The sequence below is a fragment of the Arthrobacter sp. TMN-50 genome (assembly GCF_054511125.1).
Genome location: NZ_JBTNDG010000005.1, coordinates 78,494 through 95,456, shown reverse-complemented (window position 1 = coordinate 95,456; position 16,963 = coordinate 78,494). Strand labels below are relative to the sequence as shown.

At 63.3% G+C, this 16,963-nt stretch carries 16 protein-coding genes and 2 tRNA genes; 10 read left to right on the top strand and 8 right to left on the bottom strand.

Going from position 1 to position 16,963, the window contains the following annotated elements; translation table 11 throughout:
• Positions 1 to 37: 37 nt before the first annotated feature.
• The 3 genes from ACX80A_RS08700 to orn form a co-directional block, all read right to left on the bottom strand.
• Positions 38 to 1,192 carry an acyl-CoA dehydrogenase family protein gene (locus ACX80A_RS08700; RefSeq protein ID WP_459259307.1) on the bottom strand — a complete coding sequence of 385 codons (1,155 nt, stop codon included), beginning with the start codon at positions 1,190 to 1,192 and terminating at the stop codon, positions 38 to 40.
• Positions 1,193 to 1,307: 115 nt separating this feature from the next.
• Positions 1,308 to 1,383, bottom strand: a tRNA-His gene (locus tag ACX80A_RS08695).
• Between the two features lie 139 nt (positions 1,384 to 1,522).
• A complete protein-coding gene (gene orn, locus ACX80A_RS08690) occupies positions 1,523 to 2,125 on the bottom strand; it encodes an oligoribonuclease (RefSeq protein ID WP_459259306.1) in 603 nt (200 codons plus the stop codon).
• Between the two features lie 455 nt (positions 2,126 to 2,580).
• On the opposite strand from orn, the gene mptB reads away from it, so the two are divergent.
• The 5 genes from mptB (at position 2,581) to ettA (ending at position 7,721) form a co-directional block, all read left to right on the top strand.
• Complete coding sequence (gene mptB / locus ACX80A_RS08685) at positions 2,581 to 4,110, top strand: polyprenol phosphomannose-dependent alpha 1,6 mannosyltransferase MptB (protein ID WP_459259305.1); 1,530 nt, start codon at positions 2,581 to 2,583, stop codon at positions 4,108 to 4,110.
• A gap of 55 nt (positions 4,111 to 4,165) precedes the next feature.
• Positions 4,166 to 4,576, top strand: a complete 411-nt coding sequence (locus tag ACX80A_RS08680; RefSeq protein ID WP_459259304.1) for a DUF3224 domain-containing protein — start codon at positions 4,166 to 4,168, stop codon at positions 4,574 to 4,576.
• A gap of 250 nt (positions 4,577 to 4,826) precedes the next feature.
• A tRNA-Arg gene (locus ACX80A_RS08675) sits at positions 4,827 to 4,902 on the top strand.
• A gap of 337 nt (positions 4,903 to 5,239) precedes the next feature.
• Positions 5,240 to 5,929 carry a single-stranded DNA-binding protein gene (locus ACX80A_RS08670; RefSeq protein ID WP_459259303.1) on the top strand — a complete coding sequence of 230 codons (690 nt, stop codon included), beginning with the start codon at positions 5,240 to 5,242 and terminating at the stop codon, positions 5,927 to 5,929.
• Between the two features lie 109 nt (positions 5,930 to 6,038).
• The gene (gene ettA / locus ACX80A_RS08665) at positions 6,039 to 7,721 is read left to right on the top strand and encodes an energy-dependent translational throttle protein EttA (protein ID WP_459259302.1); all 1,683 of its coding nucleotides are present in this window, start codon (positions 6,039 to 6,041) and stop codon (positions 7,719 to 7,721) included.
• Between the two features lie 93 nt (positions 7,722 to 7,814).
• On the opposite strand, the gene ACX80A_RS08660 is transcribed toward ettA, so the two are convergent.
• The gene (locus ACX80A_RS08660) at positions 7,815 to 8,696 is read right to left on the bottom strand and encodes an acyl-CoA thioesterase (RefSeq protein ID WP_459259301.1); all 882 of its coding nucleotides are present in this window, start codon (positions 8,694 to 8,696) and stop codon (positions 7,815 to 7,817) included.
• Between the two features lie 173 nt (positions 8,697 to 8,869).
• Here ACX80A_RS08660 and ACX80A_RS08655 point away from each other — a divergent pair, with 173 nt between their 5' ends.
• Positions 8,870 to 9,352, top strand: a complete 483-nt coding sequence (locus ACX80A_RS08655) for an acyl-CoA thioesterase (protein ID WP_459259300.1) — start codon at positions 8,870 to 8,872, stop codon at positions 9,350 to 9,352.
• A 3-nt stretch (positions 9,353 to 9,355) separates the two neighbouring features.
• On the top strand, positions 9,356 to 10,024 hold the full coding sequence (locus tag ACX80A_RS08650; RefSeq protein WP_459259299.1) for a hypothetical protein: 669 nt from the start codon (positions 9,356 to 9,358) through the stop codon (positions 10,022 to 10,024).
• A 70-nt stretch (positions 10,025 to 10,094) separates the two neighbouring features.
• Here the strand turns inward: ACX80A_RS08650 and ACX80A_RS08645 are convergent, their stop codons facing one another.
• Together ACX80A_RS08645 and ACX80A_RS08640 are read right to left on the bottom strand one after the other, a co-directional pair.
• Positions 10,095 to 10,571, bottom strand: coding sequence for a globin (locus ACX80A_RS08645; protein ID WP_459259298.1), 477 nt, complete (start codon positions 10,569 to 10,571; stop codon positions 10,095 to 10,097).
• A complete protein-coding gene (locus ACX80A_RS08640) occupies positions 10,568 to 11,173 on the bottom strand; it encodes a mechanosensitive ion channel family protein (protein ID WP_459259297.1) in 606 nt (201 codons plus the stop codon). The genes ACX80A_RS08645 and ACX80A_RS08640 overlap by 4 nt, the downstream gene beginning before the upstream one ends.
• Positions 11,174 to 11,266: 93 nt before the next feature.
• Here ACX80A_RS08640 and ACX80A_RS08635 point away from each other — a divergent pair, with 93 nt between their 5' ends.
• Positions 11,267 to 12,256 (top strand): NAD-dependent epimerase/dehydratase family protein, encoded by a 990-nt coding sequence (locus ACX80A_RS08635; protein WP_459259296.1) that lies wholly within the window; start codon positions 11,267 to 11,269, stop codon positions 12,254 to 12,256.
• On the opposite strand, the gene ACX80A_RS08630 is transcribed toward ACX80A_RS08635, so the two are convergent.
• Positions 12,253 to 12,747, bottom strand: a complete 495-nt coding sequence (locus ACX80A_RS08630; protein ID WP_459259295.1) for an OsmC family protein — start codon at positions 12,745 to 12,747, stop codon at positions 12,253 to 12,255. The genes ACX80A_RS08635 and ACX80A_RS08630 overlap by 4 nt on opposite strands.
• 30 nt (positions 12,748 to 12,777) lie before the next feature.
• Positions 12,778 to 15,327, bottom strand: a complete 2,550-nt coding sequence (pepN, locus tag ACX80A_RS08625; RefSeq protein WP_459259294.1) for an aminopeptidase N — start codon at positions 15,325 to 15,327, stop codon at positions 12,778 to 12,780.
• Between the two features lie 174 nt (positions 15,328 to 15,501).
• On the opposite strand from pepN, the gene ACX80A_RS08620 reads away from it, so the two are divergent.
• On the top strand, positions 15,502 to 15,975 hold the full coding sequence (locus tag ACX80A_RS08620) for a ribose-5-phosphate isomerase (protein WP_459259293.1): 474 nt from the start codon (positions 15,502 to 15,504) through the stop codon (positions 15,973 to 15,975).
• Positions 15,976 to 15,980: 5 nt separating this feature from the next.
• Positions 15,981 to 16,898, top strand: a complete 918-nt coding sequence (locus ACX80A_RS08615) for an Fpg/Nei family DNA glycosylase (RefSeq protein WP_459259292.1) — start codon at positions 15,981 to 15,983, stop codon at positions 16,896 to 16,898.
• The last annotated feature ends 65 nt before the right edge of the window (positions 16,899 to 16,963 follow it).

Genomic DNA, 16,963 nt, shown 5'->3' with positions numbered 1-16,963 from the left:
TTCCTGGAACGTATTGGGAAAAGTCAGGGGGTGGGTGTTAGCCAGCGATGTGGCGGCCGACGACGTCGCGCATGATTTCGCTGGTACCGCCGAAGATGGTGAGTAGCCGGGTGGCGAGGAATGCTTGGGCGACCGGGTATTCGAGGATGTATCCGTACCCGCCATGGAGCTGGAGGCAGCGGTCGGTGATGGAAGTGGCACGCTCACTCGCCCAGAGCTTGGCTCGGGCGGCGCCGGCGGCGTCAAGGGTGCCAGCGTTGAAAGCAATCATGGCCTGGTCCACGTAGGTTTCGGTGACCTCAACCTCGGTGAGGATGTCGGCTAGCTGAAAGCGGGTGTTCTGAAAATCGATGACCCGTTCACCGAATGCGTTGCGTTCCTTGGTGTAGGTAACCGTGGCCTCATAGATGGCGCGGGAAACGGCCGAGGCGGCGACGGCGATCGCCAGCCGCCCCTGCGGCAACTGCTCGGCGGCGTACCTAAGCCCGTGGCCCAGTTCTCCCACCAGGTTGTCGCCCGTGACCCGGACCTCGTCGAAGAACAGCTCGGCGGTATCCGAGGCTTTCAGCCCCATCTTGTCGAGCTGCTTCCCGGTATTGTAGCCCTTCCCCTTCTCGACCATGAAGAGCGAGAAGGAGTCGGCCGAGCCGCGGCCGGTGCCGCCATCGGTGCGGGCCATTACCAGGGAAGCGTCGCCGCTGATGCCGTTGCCGATGAAGGTCTTTTGCCCCGAGATCAGCCAATCGTCGCCGTCGCGCACTGCCTTGGTGCGGATGCCGCGCAGGTCGCTCCCGGCGCCTGGTTCGGTCCAGGCGACGCTGGTGACGCGTTCGCCGGTGACCATTGGGGGGAGCCAGAGGGCCTTGAGATCGTCGGAAGCATAGGCGAGGAGGTGGGGGAGCACCATGTCGTCGTGGAGATGGAAAGCCAGTGCGACGGCGAGATGGTTGGTTTTGGCGAATTCCTCATCCAGCACCGCGCGGAAGCGGTAATCCGGCATACCCGCCCCGCCGAATTCCTCAGGCACGGCGAGGCCCAGGAGCCCCTGCTCACCGGCAGCGGTCCACATCGAGCGCGGCATGAGGTGATCGCGGTCCCACTTCGCATAATGCGGCGCCACCTCACGGGAGGCGAATTCGGCTGCGACCTCGCGGAACAGCAGATGGTCTTCCTCGAATACTGTGCGTTCCATGCGGTGCAACCTCCACGGTGGTTGAACGCCGGCTGACGCCGGCCTCGGTCCTACAGGTAAGGCCGCCCCCGATATTCATCAGGAACGGCCTTCCGAGGTCATGCTTTTGACCTTTTGGGGTGAGTAACGGGGCTTGAACCCGCGACCTCCTGGACCACAACCAGGCGCTCTGCCAACTGAGCTATACCCACCATGTGCCTTCGGCCAAAATGCCAACTCCGCGGGATGAATCCCGTTGGTTGTCACCTACAAAAGGCAGCGCAGACAAGTCTACACAATTTTTGGGGTCCCTCTGCCACCGCCAGGGCAACCGAGGGATCCAGTCCTTTACTATTCGCCCATCGACCCGGCAATTGCCTTGCTGGTGGCCGAATCAGGCCCGGGGCTGGGCACGAAAACCGATTCGCGGTAGTAACGCAGCTCACGGATGGAATCGCGGATATCGCCGAGGGCCCGGTGTCCGCCGCTCTTCGCGGGGGACTGGAAGTAGGCGCGGGTGAACCACCGGCGGGCGAGCTCCTTGATGGTCGACACATCGATCACGCGGTAGTGCAGGTGCTCAATCACTGCGGGCATGTCACGGGCCAGGAACGATCGATCGGTTCCGACAGAGTTGCCCCCCAGCTGAGCCTTTCGGGGTTCGGGAACCCACTTGGTGATGTAGCTGAGCACCTCGGCCTCCGCCTCCGCCATGGTGATGCCCTGCGGCAGTTCAGTCAGTAGCCCCGACGTTGTGTGCATATCGCGCACGAAATCACCCATCTGGGCGAGGGCGGCGTCGTCGGGCTTGATGACGACGTCTACCCCGTCCCCGAGAATGTTCAGCTCGGAATCTGTCACGAGAACTGCAACTTCGATGAGTGCGTCAGCTTCGAGGTCAAGCCCCGTCATTTCGCAGTCGATCCAGACAATGTGTTCATTAGATATCGGCACACCCCAAATGTACCGTGAGATCAGGCGCGGGAGTGGCTTCACTGGCGGCCGCCGGCACGCCAGTCCACCGACCCCGCAAACCCAGATCAAGAATCCAGAAGGAGCCTGCACAGGCCACCGAGATAAACACACCCCACGCAAGAAGGTCATAAACGGGTTTCTGCCGTCTGACAGATACCGCACTGTGGCGCCCCAAGCCATCAACCACCAAATCGTCAGGGAATACTGGTGCTGCCCAGTTCAGGCTCAGATCGACCCTGCATGACGCCTTGAGGAGTGCGGCGATCCCGGTCCGGGACCAGGGGGCAATGCTAAAATCTAGCCAGTCTGCCCGGCCGACAGCACACCGGTCCGGTACCAGCAGTCCAGCACCACAGCTTTCTCGAGCATCAATGCAGTTCCCGAAGGCCGCAAGACAGAGATCTATTGATTGACCAATGATTGGATAACCCCAGATGACTGCCCAGGTGCCGGCCGACGCCTCGCAGCCCCGGACGGACGCAGCGTCGCCCGACCGGCCGAACGTCGCTGTCATCCAGGGATTCGTCGGATCCTTGCTGATGATGATCGGTTCCTATGGTGTGGGCTGGCTATCGCTGGCTTCCGTTGAGTTGCGCCGGGTGCCCACCATCATCTGGATGCGGTTTGAACCGGCAGGCGCGGTGGTGTCGGTGCTGATCCTGGCCCTTGGCGGCATGCTCCTGGTCCGTTCCTGGTTGCGGCTTGGCCAGCGCCTGCACGGCTGGGGGCCCGAATCCCGGCCGGTAATCCTGCGTGCTGTCGTCGCCTGGGGCGCGCCGATGTGCCTTGCTCTTCCGCTCTTTAGCAGGGACGTGTTCGCGTACATTGCGCAGGGCCAGGTGATGGTGTCCGGTCTGAACCCGTATGTCGATGGGTATTCGCAGATCTCGAACTACCTACAGATCGGTGCCGACGATATGTGGGCCCAGAGTCCCACCCCGTACGGTCCGGTGTTCCTGTGGATCGAAGCCCTGGTTGTCGCGATCACCAACGGGCAGCCGGATTTTTCGGTGTTGCTGTTCAGGCTGATCGCGATCGTCGGTGTGGCGCTGTGTGTCTACTATGTGCCCAAGCTGGCCGAACTGCACGGCGTCAACCCCAACCGCGCCCTCTGGCTGACCGCCGCCAACCCGCTCTTCCTCATCAATTTCATTGCCAGCATTCACAACGATTCGTTGATGATCGGCCTTGCTCTCTGGGGTCTGCACCTCGCGGCAACCCAGAAACCGTTGCGCGCCATCGTGATCGTCACCCTTTCAATAGCCATCAAGCCCATCACCTTGATCTTCCTTCCCTTCATGGGGTTGATGTGGGCGGGAAAGGGGGCCAGCTGGTCACGGAAGTCTCTTTATTGGGCGCTGACCGCTGGCATGTCCTTCGGAATTCTCTGGATTATGGGGATGATCAACGGATTTGGGTTTGGCTGGGTGGGAGCGCTGAGCACCCCCGGTAGCGTGTGGATCTGGTACGCACCGATTGGCTTCCTGGGCATGATTGTCATGATTCTCGCTGACGCGCTGGGCTTCGACGGTCAATCGTTCGCCGAGGTGGTGTACCTGCTCGGCCGTCTCGTTTCGCTTGCCATCATCGGGTGGCTGATGTTCACAGGGGAGCACAGCAGGCTGGTGCGGCGGCTGGCTCTCGCCTTCGCTGCCATCGTCTTCCTTGCGCCAATGATTCAGTCCTGGTACGTGGTCTGGCTGATCCCATTGTTCGCCGTAACGGGAATCCGCAACGACTGGCAGGTCAAGACCCTGTACTTCATGGTGTCCTTCTTCATGATCTACGCAATCTCGGATCAGCTGGACATTTTTCCGTACTTCGAGCTGAGTTTGACGGTGGCCCGGCAGGTGGCTGCAGTGGTGGCTTTGGGCTTCGCCCTATACCTCGTGTTCCTCGATCCGAAGACCAAAATCCTGTTCAGAAAACGCTACGGGGAGCCAGTCGCAGGAGAACTGCGCTAACCCCTGGAGCCCTCCCAAACATGCTTTCTAGGCCCGAACCGGCGATACTTGGTCAATGACCGACTCCACAGAACACATCATCAGCGGCGATTTCGAGATATCCGACTGGAGTCCTCAGCCCTACACAGTTCCGGGATCGTCCAGCGAGCTATCCAAAGTCAGCGCCACCAAGGTCTTCAGTGGGGACCTTATAGGAACCAGCTCAGCCGAGCTTTTGATGGCGGGCAACGACTTCGGCGCCGGCTACGTCGCGTCGGAGGTTTTCACCGGGTCGGTCGACGGTCGGATGGGCACCATGATCGTCCAGCATTGGGGTATCGCCGAAGGAACAGCTGCAGCCAGTTCCGGCCACATCATCCCCGGGTCAGGAACAGACGGGCTCAAGGGCATCTCGGGCAAGGCAGTCTATTCGCAGGACGCGGCCGGTCAGCACCATCTGGAGCTCAAGGTGACCTTCGACGCGTAGTGTTTGACCGCAGGCGGGCCCCTCGGCGCGGCCGCCCGGCACCGCCCGCCCGCCCGGTGTGGTGGATGCCGTCGCATGTCTGGCCCGGTTCCCCCGGTTCTGGCCCGGTTCTGGCCCGCCCGCCCGGTTCTGGTGGCCAATCTAGACATACCGGTCCGATATTCCCATCCCGAATGTCCGGGTTGACCCCTCGTGTCCAGCATGCGCACCGTCGCGACGACGGCGGGCAGCGTAGTAACCTAGAAAAGTCGCCCCCGTAGCTCAGTGGATAGAGCAACGGCCTTCTAATCCGTTGGTCGCGCGTTCGAATCGCGCCGGGGGCACCAAGCATTACCGCGGTGACCGGCTGGCTACGCCGACCGCGGAGCAGCGGGCCGTGGAGATCGCAACGCCAATGCGATTAGACGGCGCACGATCGTCCTGGCTGGTATGCGACCCCGCAGGTATGCGGCCCCGCAATGATGCCGGCCACGCAATTGCCCTGACCGTGCAAAATCGCTGACCAGACGATTTCGGCGATGGACGTCTTTTCCTCCACACCGCACCGGCCTCTCGGATTGTCCACATTCCAGCGTCGACCAGCCCGCAGGGCTGTCCTTGGGGATGGAATTGGTTGTGCTGGCATGCCCGCCAGCGCACCCAATTCCGCTGAAGGGGAATTCGATGAGCGACAACATCACAGTTCGAGGCTATGTAGCCACCGATATGAAGTCCGGAGTCGCCGAGAGCGGCCTTGCGTACGCCAATTTCCGAATGTGTTCGACCGAACGCCGGTTCGATCGGAACAACAATTCGTGGACTGATGGGCAAACCAACTGGTACGCAGTGTCAATGTTCCGTCAACTCGCAACCAATGCTGGGGTCAGCATCAAGAAGGGCGACAAGGTGGTGGTGAGCGGCCGCCTTAGGGTACGGCCGTGGATCCGTGAGGACGGGCGTACCGGTACCTCGGTGGACATTGACGCCGAGACCGTCGGACACGACCTTATGTGGGGGACCGCGCACTTCCATCGCACCAGCTCCGACCGCTCGGGTGGCGACTCGTCCACCGCAGGTGATCCGCTCGATGTGGATGCGGCCGACGTGAACTTTCCGAACGTGGATCAGGACACAGGAGAGATCCTCGGTGATACGGGCGGGTACGCTGACGCAGCAGGTGATCCCGCTCCCTCCGACTCAGGTCCCTCCGATGCAGACGTGGGTGGGGGCCTGGGCGCAGGCAACGTCACCCCGGAGGGTCAGGGAGGGGCCGACGGCGGGGATCCGGCTGGTCATGGGGATCCGGAGGGACCCTCTGGTGACCGACCCAAGTCCAAGCGGTCCGGACGCCAGCTCACTGATGCACCATTCTAGAGGGCGGGTGGGTGCGCGGGGGTGATGAACGTGTAAGGGCTAGCGCAGGTCAGCGCGAGCTGGCGCACACAAATGGGAGATAGTTGGCTGCACCGACTAGCCTTGAGTCATGGCGGAATTTATCTACACAATGACCAAGGCACGCAAGGCTGTCGGCGACAAAGTTATCCTCGACGACGTCAGCATGTCCTTCTACCCCGGCGCGAAAATTGGCGTCGTGGGCCCCAACGGCTCGGGCAAGTCCACCATCCTGAAGATTATGGCAGGCCTGGACACCCCTTCGAACGGTGAAGCGAAGCTCAGCGCTGGGTACTCGGTAGGGATCCTGCTGCAGGAACCTCCGTTGAACGAGGAAAAGACTGTCCTGGGCAATGTGCAGGAAGGCGTCGGCGAGATCTACGGCAAGATTCAGCGGTTCAACGAGATTTCCGAAGAGATGGCCAACCCCGACGCTGACTTCGACAACCTGCTTGAGGAAATGGGCAAGTTGCAGGAAGCCATCGACGCGGCTGACGCCTGGGACCTGGACTCGCAGCTGGAGCAGGCCATGGACGCGCTGCGCTGCCCGCCACCGGAGACTGACGTCACCATCCTCTCCGGTGGTGAACGGCGCCGCGTCGCCTTGTGCAAGCTGCTGCTGCAGAAGCCTGATCTGTTGCTCCTTGATGAGCCCACTAACCACCTCGATGCTGAGAGTGTGCTGTGGCTGGAGCAGCACCTCAAGAGCTACGCCGGCGCCGTCCTCGCCGTAACTCACGACCGGTACTTCCTGGACCACGTTGCCCAGTGGATTGCCGAAGTGGACCGCGGCCACCTCTACCCCTACGAGGGCAACTACTCCACTTATCTGGAGAAGAAGCGTGCCCGTCTTGAGGTGCAGGGCAAGAAAGACGCGAAGCAGTCGAAGCGTCTGACCGAGGAACTCGAATGGGTGCGCTCCAACGCCAAGGGCCGCCAGACCAAGTCCAAGGCCAGGCTCGCCCGCTACGAGGAAATGGCCTCGGAAGCCGAGCGGACCAAGAAGCTGGACTTCGAGGACATCCAGATCCCGCCGGGCCCACGTCTGGGCAGCCAGGTCATCGAGGCGACCGACCTGCGAAAGGGCTATGACGACCGCATCCTGATCGATGGCTTGTCCTTCTCGCTTCCCCGCAACGGAATTGTCGGAGTGATTGGTCCCAACGGTGTCGGTAAGACCACGCTGTTCAAGACCATCGTGGGGCTCGAACCCATTGACGGGGGCAAGCTGACCATCGGTGATTCGGTCAAGATCTCCTACGTTGACCAGTCACGTGGCGGAATCGATCCCGAGAAGACCCTGTGGGAAGTTGTCTCCAACGGACACGACTTCATCCAGGTGGGCCAGGTCGAAATGCCCTCACGCGCCTACGTGTCCGCCTTCGGCTTCAAGGGCCCGGATCAGCAGAAGCGTGCGGGAGTCCTCTCCGGTGGTGAGCGTAACCGTCTGAACCTGGCGCTGACGCTCAAACAGGGCGGAAACCTGCTCCTTCTTGACGAACCGACCAACGACCTCGACGTCGAAACCCTTTCCAGCCTGGAGAACGCACTGCTCGAATTCCCGGGCTGCGCCGTCGTGGTCTCGCACGATAGGTGGTTCCTCGACCGGGTGGTCACCCACATCCTGGCCTACGAGGGCACCGAAGAGAACCCGGACAAGTGGTACTGGTTCGAAGGAAACTTCGAGTCCTACGAGGAAAACAAGGTGGAGCGCCTCGGCCCCGACGCCGCAAAGCCTCACCGCGTCACACACCGCCGCCTGACCCGCGACTAACAGCGGACCCACTGGAAAAAGGAGCGCCCCGACCGTCAACGGTCGGGGCGCTGTGTTGACTCGACCCCGATCTAAACCCAGATGGCGCGGGGCTCAGGGAACCCGGACCATCCCCTCCTGAGCCACTGTTGCGACCAGGTCGCCGGCCCGGTTGAAGATCTGGCCGGTCGATAGCCCGCGCGCGCCCGAGGCGCTGGGGGACTGTTGCACATAGAGCAACCACTCATCCACCTTCACCGGACGGTGCCACCACATGGCGTGGTCCAGACTTGCCACGCTCATCCCCGGGGTGACCCAACTCAGGCCATGCTGGCGCAGAATCGACTCGAGCAGCGTGTAATCGCTGGCATAGGCAAGGGCTGCCCGATGCAGTCCCTGATTCTCGGGCATTGGTGAAAAAGTCCTCATCCAGACCGCATTTCGTGCCACCCGATCGCCGCCGTGCTGCACATACAGCGCACCATCAACATGGCGAATGTCGAACGGCCGGTCAAAGGACCACGCCCGTGCCAGCGGGTGATCCAGCTCGCCCAGCAGGTCGGCGGTGCTCGGCAGCGACTCCGGGTCAGGCATCCCCTCAGGCATCCGCTCCTGGTGGGACAGTCCGTCGTCGGGCTGCTGGAAGGAAGCGATCATCGACAGGATGGGAACACCATTTTGGTAGGCGTGGGTGCGCCGGGCCGAGAAGGAGCGCCCGTCACGCAACCGCTGCACCCCGAAGGTGATCGGTTCAAAAGCATCTCCCGCCCGCAGGAAGTAGGCATGCATGGAGTGGACCTCCCGCGTCGGCTCGACCGTGCGGATCGCTGCAATCAGTGCCTGGGCCAACACCTGACCGCCGAAGATTCGACGCCCCGCCTGCTGTGCTGAGGTGCCCACGAAGATTTCCTCGTCGGTCCGCGCTCCATCCGCGCTGCTTAGATCGAGCAGGTCGACCAGCGTTTGGGTTGGCTCGACAGTGGACTCGACAGCCATCGGTCAGTTCTCCTCGTAATGCAGTGATTTAGTGATGCGCGGGGTAGAAGCGCCGCAGGAACGACGCCGGAGGTACCTCTGACCTTAGTTGCACACGCGTCCGTCCCTCAACACCACCCGGGTTTGGGTTGCAGCGTTTAGTTGGGTCGTGAACCGTTTGAGAGGATGGAAGCATGCCCCGGATCCAGCGCTTCCCCATTCAGCTCCGCTTCGGCGACGAAGATTCCTACGGACACGTCAACAATGTGCGATTCCTTCAGTACCTCGAAGACGCGCGCGTACAGTTCATCCACCTGCCCCTCTTGGATGCGGCCCAAGGCCGCGGTGAACCGTCAGACACCCTCCTTGACCTGATTGGCCCGGATCACTTCACCCTCGTGGCACGGCACGAGATCGAGTACTCGGCGCCGCTGAATTACCGCCCCAGCCCGCTGGAGATCAGCATTTGGGTGACCGGTGTCGGCGGCTCAAGCTTTGACCTGGGCTACCGGATTGCCGAACCCGACGGAACGGTCAGCTATGCGCTGGCCGCCTCCACCATGATCCTGGTCAACCGGACCACTGGTCGGCCCACAAAACTTAGCGACCCTCAACGGGCAACTCTTGAGCACTGGCTTGGCGAACCGGTGGCCTTCCGACGTCGACAGAACGCGTGACCGGTGAAGTCACCCCCGGCGTCAACTGAACTGGTTTTCGTGGAACCGCTGGTCGTCGCCGACCTGCGCACGTTCATCGCCCGGGCCAGGGCGGCTGAAGACGGCGCCGTCCGGTTTCAGGCGTCGGGTTCCGTGCTCGCCGCCTATATCTGCATTCTGCGACCGCGGATCCTCGGCGAGGCAACGCCCACCGTGTTGGGACTGCGGACTATGCCTTTGGCCACTCCTGCGCGCGTGGACACGACCGTTGCCCTGGCCTCGGTGTCGGATCGACTCGCGCGGATGGGAGAATCCGACGTCGTCATGCAGATCCCGCCGACCACAGTCACTGAAAGCTGGTCGGGAGTTTTGCCCCCGCGGGCGGGCTGGGAACCCCGGGGCGATCTCAGCTCGGATCTGGTAGAGACGGCGGCCAGGAACGGTATCCGCGAAGTCGCCGAAACGGTCCCGAACAATCCCGGAGCCCTGATCGTGAACAGCGCCCGGGGAGCCATCTGGGGCAGAAGCATCGAGGATCTGTCAGTCGAGGTCCCCGCCGGTGCAGCCTTTGGCGCCTTCGCCCTGGGATTCCTGGCGAAGGATGAACGGCCGTCAATCCTGACCAACGGCCGCTGGACGAGGATCAGCACCTCACGCGGCCATGTGCTTTCACGCACCCCGACGGTGCTTTGAGAAAACGGTGCTTTGAGAAAACCGTGCTGTGAGAAGCCATGCCGTGAGCCATGACAGGGTCTCCCAGCCGTCAGGCCGAATTGACCATCGAATGGGCTGCCCGTTCGAGGTAGTCCCACAGGGTCGTTTCGTGGAGGGGTGCCAGCTCCAGGGAGTCGAGGGCGGCGCGCATATGCGTCAACCAGTGATCCCGGGCCTGCGGCGACACGGTGAACGGCATGTGCCGCATCCGTAGTCGGGGATGACCTCGCTGATCACCGTAGGTTTTCGGGCCGCCCCAGTACTGTTCGAGGAACATCAGCAGCCGCTCCTTGGCGGGTCCAAGGTCCTCTTCCGGGTACATCGGGCGCAGCAACTCATCGTTGGCGACGCCGTCGTAAAAGGCGTCAACGAGTTTCACGAACACGGGATGCCCGCCGACCGCCGCATAGAAGTTGTCGGTGTAGGCAGGTTGGTCGAACCGCGGTCCCACCGGCGTCAGTTTAGCGAGCGGCTCCCCGAACCGGGAGGGGATGGGAATACCTTCGGCGTCTCCGGGCGTGGTCATGGTTTATCTCCAGTTGGTTCGGCGGCCGCTACCGGGGCCACATAGTCTCCCTGTGAACGGTTGCCCACCTTCATGATGTCCCCGTTGCGGATGTACCAGATGGCGCCGTTCTCGTCGATCAGGCGGGTGATCCGCAGTCCGACCGACTGCACCACCCCCACGGTGTCGCCCACCTCGATCGTGTCACCAATTCCATACTGGTCCTCAAGGGTGATGAAGAACCCGAGGAACGCGTCTCTGATGATTTCGCGGGCGCCAAAACCGATCGCTATGCCCACGATTCCCACGCTGGCGAGGATGGGACCGATGTCCACGCCGAGCGCCTGCAAGGCCATCATGATGGCGATCACCGCAATGGTGAGCCCTGAGACACTGCGCAGGAGGGCACCGATCGTCTCGGTGCGCTGGACCCGCCGTTTGTGGTCCAGGGTGCGAAGCACCGGTTGCGCCCATTTGAAATGCGGCTTCTTGAACAGGTCGGATCCGTCCCTGACCCGCCGGACCATCCGGTTGATGATGAAGCGGACCACCAGCCACAGCACCAGCGCCGCCATGAGAATGAATGCGGCATTGAGGAGCTGATCTCCTAGATCAAACTGCATGGTGGCGTGACCGTTTCCTTCACTGGCGGGGGTTTCTCTCCGCCCGCGGCGGAAAGGGTGTCTGCTTCTAGGCTAGCGCCGTAGGCTGAGCCGATGCGCATCCTGATCCTCGGCGGTACCGTATTTCTCTCCCGGCGGATCGCCGAACTGGCCCTTGGTCTGGGGCACCAGGTCACCTGTCTGGCCCGGGGGACTTCGTCACCCCCGCCGGACGGAGCCGTCTTTGTCCGGGCCGACCGGGATGGCCCAGCCCCGTACGCCGCCGTTGCCCAGGACTGGGACGCCGTCATCGAGGTGTCGTGGCAGCCGCACCAGGTCAGGGCAGCCCTCGAAGCGCTCGCCGCACGGACCACACACTGGATCTACGTCTCAAGTTGCTCGGTCTATGCGGATAACACGGCGCCGAGCGCCGACGAGACCGCTGCCCTGTTGCCCGCCTACGACGGCGACGGGCCCGCTCCGAACGAATCCTACGGCGAGGCGAAGGTGGCGTGCGAGCACCTGTGCCAGCAGTACCAGGACGGGCAGGTACTGATCGCCCGGCCCGGGTTGATCTGCGGCCCGGGCGACGGCAGCGACCGGTTCGGCTACTGGCCGGCCCGGCTGGCCCGCGGAGGCGAGGTGCTGGTCCCCGCCATCCGGGACGCCCCCACCCAGACCATCGACCTGGACGATCTCGCTGAGTGGCTCATCGGCGCCGCAGACCGGCGGCTGACCGGAGTGTTCAATACCGTCGGGCCGTCAGTGAGGTTCGAGGACCTGATCGACATCACCGCAGCGCAGGTCGGGTTCAGCGGTTCCCTGACCTGGGTCGAAGCCGCCTGGCTCGCCGACCATGGTGCGGCGTACTGGGCTGGCCCGGATTCCTTGCCCCACTGGCTGCCCGAAGGCTATGAAGGGCATGGCGCCCGCTCGGTCGACGCTGCGCTTGGCGAAGGCCTCCAGCAGCGGCCAGTGCAGGACACGATCACCCGGGTGCTACAGGACGAACGACGGCGTGGGCTCGCCCGGGAACGGAAGTCGGGACTGACGTCCGACGCCGAATTCCGGCTCCTCGCCCGGTGGCACCAGGCGGGGAATTAGGCGCGCTGCTGTGCGTCCTCGGCGACCACGACGACCGGCTCATGGTTGACCGGAAAATTCACTGACCGCGCGATGAAACATGATGCGGCGGCGTCCCGGTGGATGGCTTGGGCCGTGTACTTGAGCAGCTGGTCAGTGATCGTCACGCGCGGTTTGAGAGTAACGCTGAGGAACTCACCGCTGCCGTCGGCGTTCAACCGCATGGTGCCCACGGCCGCGTCCTCATAGGCAGTGACCACCACGCCGTTCTTCACCGCCATATGAAGGTAGGCCAGCATGTGGCATTGGGAGAGCGCAGCAAGCAGCAACTGTTCAGGATTCCACCGGTCCTTATCCCCATGGAACGTGGGGTCCGCCGTGCCAAGCAGCGTCGGCGGACCCACCGCAGACACTTCGTGCTCCCGGCCGTAGCCACGGTACGAACGGGTGCCTTCGCCGCGATTACCGGTCCAGGTGACGTCTACCCGATAGTGATGCTCGGAGAGGTTCATGTCTCAAAACTACACCCCAAAATCCCTGTTTTACCGGTCTACCGCCTGGGCTTTCAGAGCCCGCGCGATTCCATCCTGACTCTCCAGGATCAACCGCCGCAGGGAGGTACTCTCGGCGTCGAGCGTGTCGAGGAAAGCCGACGATTTGTCGAGCGTGTCCTGGGTCGTCAACCGTGACGGGTACAGGCCCACGATGATCTGCTGAGCAATCTCGTGGGTCCGACCCGCCCAGATGCCCTGCGCCGCCGCGAAATACTTGTCGACGAAGGGCGTGAGAACCGCCGGGTCATGAACGCGCATGAATCCGGCGATTGCTGACCGCTGGGCCGCGTTGGGCAGATCCGACCGCTCCACGATGTTGTGCCAGGCGTCGGCTTTCGCCTCGGGTGTGGGGATGGCCGCTGTGGCTTGAGCGGCAGCGAGCTGCCCGGTTGCTGTTGCATCGCGCTCAAGCTCGGCGTCAATGTCCTCCTGTCCGAACCTCCCGCCGGCCACCAACGAGGTAACGAGTTCCCAGCGCAGATCGGCGTCGACCTCCAACCCCTCGGGCACAGCAGAGCCGGTGAAAATGGCTTCAATCGAATCAAGGTGCACGTCGGTCTGCGCGTGTCCGGCGAACGCCTTCACGAACTGCAGCTGGGAATCCGAGCCGACGTCGGCGCGTTGGGCGAGCTCCCACAGGCTATCGGCGGCCGCGATGGTCATCGCCGACCGGTCAGCAGGGTTCACATAGAACGCGAGGGTGGTGGCGAGCTGGCGGAGCAGCACCAGCACCACCGACGAGTCGGATTCGGCCCCAATGTTCTGCAGGATCAGCTCCACATAGTTCCGGGCCGGGGTTTCGCCGTCGCGCGCTGCGTCCCACGCCGAGGCCCACACGAGGGTGCGGGGGAGTGAGTCGTTGAAGTCCTTGAGATGACGGGTTGCCGTGCGGAGGGACACCTCGTCGAGGCGGATCTTGGCGTAGGCCAGGTCATCGTCGTTGAGCAGTAGCAGGTTCGGCCGGGTGCGTCCCACCAGCTCCGGCACATCGGTGCGTTCGCCGTCGACGTCGAGCTCCACCCGGTCGGTGCGCTGCAGCTTGCCCTCGGCGTCGAGGGTGTAGAAGCCGATGGCGAGCCGGTGTGGGCGGATCGTGGGGTATTCCGCCGCCGCCGACTGGAGCACCGCGAAACCGGTGATGACGCCGTCGTCGTCGGTCGTCAGTTCCGGACGCAACGTGTTCACTCCTGCGGTTTCCAGCCACAGCGCCGACCACTCCTTGAGGTCGCGGCCGCTGGCGCGCTCCAGCTCGGAGAGCAGATCGCCCAGCTCTGTGTTCTTCCAGGAATGCTTGCCGAAGTATTCCCGGACGCCCTCCATAAATTTGTCCTGGCCCACCCAGGCCACCAGCTGCTTGAGCACCGAGGCGCCCTTGGCGTAGGTGATGCCGTCGAAGTTCACCTGGACGTCTTCGAGGTCGTTGATGTCGGCGACGATCGGGTGGGTCGAGGGAAGCTGGTCCTGGCGGTAGGCCCAGGCCTTTTCCAGGGACGCGAAGGTGGTCCACGACTGCTTGAACTCGGTGGCCTCGGCGGCCGCGAGAGTGGACATGAACTCGGCGAAGGATTCATTCAGCCACAGGTCATTCCACCAGCGCATGGTCACCAGGTCGCCGAACCACATGTGTGCCAGCTCGTGCAGGATGGTGATGGCCCGGCGTTCAACTGTGGCGTCAGTAACCCGGGACCTGAAGACGTAGCTCTCCAGGAAGGTTACGGCGCCGGCATTCTCCATGGCACCGGCGTTGAACTCGGGCACAAAGAGCTGGTCGTATTTGGCAAACGGGTAGGGAGTGCCGAACTGCTCCTCGAAGAAGGTGAAGCCCTGGCGGGTCAAGGCGAAGACGTTCTCTGCATCAAGGTGCTGCATCAGCGACTTACGGGCAAAAACACCCAGTGGGATGGCCCGCCCGTCCGAGCTGGTGAGCTCGCTGCGCACCGACTGGTAGGGACCCGCAATCAGGGCGGTGACATAGGAGGACAGGACGGGGGTTGGCTCGAAGGCCCAGGTGGCCTTGGCGCCGCCGTCGGCCGATCCGGCGTCGACTGGTGCGGGCGTGGGGGAGTTGGAGATGATGTCCCAGTGCGACGGCGCTGTCACGGTGAAGCGGAAGGTGGCCTTGAGGTCCGGCTGTTCGAAGACGGGGAAGACACGCCGCGAATCCGGGACCTCGAACTGGGTGTAGAGGTAGACCTCGTTATCCACCGGGTCCACGAAGCGGTGCAGGCCCTCACCGGTGTTCATATAGAGCATGTCGGCGTCGATGACCAGCTCGTTGGAGGCCGCCAGGCTGGGCAACTGGATACGGATGCCGTCGGAAACCTCGGCCGGGTCCAGCTCGATACCGTTCAGGGTCACGAGCGACACACTGTGGGTGACTGCGTCGATGAAAGTGGAAGCCCCCTGGCTGGCCTCGAACTTCACCACCGTCCTCGACCCGAAGACTGTGTCACCGCGGGTGAGATCGAGATTGATGTCGTAGGAGGTGACTGTCACAATGTTGGCGCGGGCTCGTGCCTCGTCGCGCGTCAGATTCATGCCTGGCAAGGTGATGCCTTTCGAAAATGGTGGCGGATGCCCTGCGGGTGGCGGGCGTCGTCTGTGATGCAGCTTACGCAGCACAGCCATTCTTCCACCAGCCGAGTCACACGTGCACCTCGGGGAGGAAGTACCCTTGACAGCACACACCCACCTCATCGAAACGGATTTTTCATGCGCGTTCATATCGCTACCGACCATGCCGGCATGGAGCTCAGTGCCCACCTGATCGAGCACCTGCGCCGCTCCGGTCACGAGGTTGTTGACCATGGACCCCAGGCCTACGACGCCGAGGACGATTACCCCGGGTTCTGCATCAACGCCGCGCAGGCTGTGGTCATTGACCAGCAGGCAGGGCGTGACGCGTTGGGTATTGTGCTGGGCGGGTCAGGTAATGGAGAGCAGATGGCCGCCAACAAGGTACGAGGTGTGCGCGCCGCTCTGGCCTGGAGCCTGGCGACAGCGAAACTGGCCCGGCAGCACAACGATGCCAATGTGGTGGCGGTCGGCGGACGGCAGCACTCGGTGGCTGAGGCAACCCTGATCATCGAGGCGTTCCTCGCCGAGCCGTTCAGCGACGCCGAGCGGCACGCGCGCCGGATCGGGCAGATCGCCGCCTATGAGACCACCGGCAGCGTCAGCGGGTAACTGCTATGCCCGAAGGCCATTCAATTCACCGGCTCGCGTTGCAGCTGTCATCAGTCTTCGGCGGCCAGCGGGTGGCAGCATCGAGCCCACAGGGCCGCTTCGTGGCCGGCGCGGCGGGCCTGGACGGCCGCGTACTGACCAGCGCCACGGCTCATGGGAAGCAGCTCTTCGTTGAGTTCGCCGACGCCCCCGACGAAAGTCCAACACCGCCCATCTTCCTGCGGGTGCATCTGGGGCTCTACGGTGCGTGGAGCTTCGGCGGCGACAAGTCCTTCATGGGGGCCTCAAGCATCGGAGCGCCGCGCAAGATCGGTGAACGGGAACTTTCCGGCGCGCCCCATGCCGCCTATGACGGACCCCCGGACCCGGTGGGAGCGGTCCGGTTGCGGCTGGTCAGTGATGACGGCTGGGCAGACCTGCGTGGTCCGACAGCGTGCGAGGTAATCACCGAACCCGAGCGGGACGCCGTCGTCGCCCGTCTCGGCCCGGATCCGCTCGCGGACGACGATACCGGCGACGACGTGCTCCGGTTCACGGTTGGCCTGCGCAAAAGCGCCAGCCCCGTGGGTCTGCTCCTGATGAATCAGGCGGTAATCGCCGGGGTGGGAAACATTTACCGGGCCGAAGCGCTCTTCCGGCAGAAGCTGTACCCCTGGCGCCCGGGTAAGTCGATCAGCAGTCAGGACGCAACGGCCCTGTGGAACGACATCGCCCTGACCATGCGGGACGGGGTACGTGCCGGACGAATCATTACGACGTCGCCGGCCGACCGTGCGTCGTCGTCGTCGCGGGTCAAGCGCGGGGACGCACACTACGTGTATGGGCGGGCGGCCTTGCCCTGCCGTCGGTGCGGCACTCCCGTTGCCGTTGCCGAGATGGCCGCACGGAAACTGTACTGGTGTCCCGGCTGCCAGGCGCCTTGAAGGCTCGTCAGGATAACAAGAAAGCACCCCGCGCCGTGTTGGTGGGGGTACTTTTTCGCTACGTT

Coding starts and splice junctions, on each gene's coding strand:
- ACX80A_RS08700 (WP_459259307.1), bottom strand. CDS start 1,192: ATGGAACGCACAGTATTCGAGGAAGACCATCTGCTGTTCCGCGAGGTC.
- mptB (WP_459259305.1), top strand. CDS start 2,581: ATGACTGCCCAGGTGCCGGCCGACGCCTCGCAGCCCCGGACGGACGCA.
- ACX80A_RS08680 (WP_459259304.1), top strand. CDS start 4,166: ATGACCGACTCCACAGAACACATCATCAGCGGCGATTTCGAGATATCC.
- ACX80A_RS08670 (WP_459259303.1), top strand. CDS start 5,240: ATGAGCGACAACATCACAGTTCGAGGCTATGTAGCCACCGATATGAAG.
- ettA (WP_459259302.1), top strand. CDS start 6,039: ATGGCGGAATTTATCTACACAATGACCAAGGCACGCAAGGCTGTCGGC.
- ACX80A_RS08660 (WP_459259301.1), bottom strand. CDS start 8,696: ATGGCTGTCGAGTCCACTGTCGAGCCAACCCAAACGCTGGTCGACCTG.
- ACX80A_RS08655 (WP_459259300.1), top strand. CDS start 8,870: ATGCCCCGGATCCAGCGCTTCCCCATTCAGCTCCGCTTCGGCGACGAA.
- ACX80A_RS08645 (WP_459259298.1), bottom strand. CDS start 10,571: ATGACCACGCCCGGAGACGCCGAAGGTATTCCCATCCCCTCCCGGTTC.
- ACX80A_RS08640 (WP_459259297.1), bottom strand. CDS start 11,173: ATGCAGTTTGATCTAGGAGATCAGCTCCTCAATGCCGCATTCATTCTC.
- ACX80A_RS08635 (WP_459259296.1), top strand. CDS start 11,267: ATGCGCATCCTGATCCTCGGCGGTACCGTATTTCTCTCCCGGCGGATC.
- ACX80A_RS08630 (WP_459259295.1), bottom strand. CDS start 12,747: ATGAACCTCTCCGAGCATCACTATCGGGTAGACGTCACCTGGACCGGT.
- pepN (WP_459259294.1), bottom strand. CDS start 15,327: ATGAATCTGACGCGCGACGAGGCACGAGCCCGCGCCAACATTGTGACA.
- ACX80A_RS08620 (WP_459259293.1), top strand. CDS start 15,502: ATGCGCGTTCATATCGCTACCGACCATGCCGGCATGGAGCTCAGTGCC.
- ACX80A_RS08615 (WP_459259292.1), top strand. CDS start 15,981: ATGCCCGAAGGCCATTCAATTCACCGGCTCGCGTTGCAGCTGTCATCA.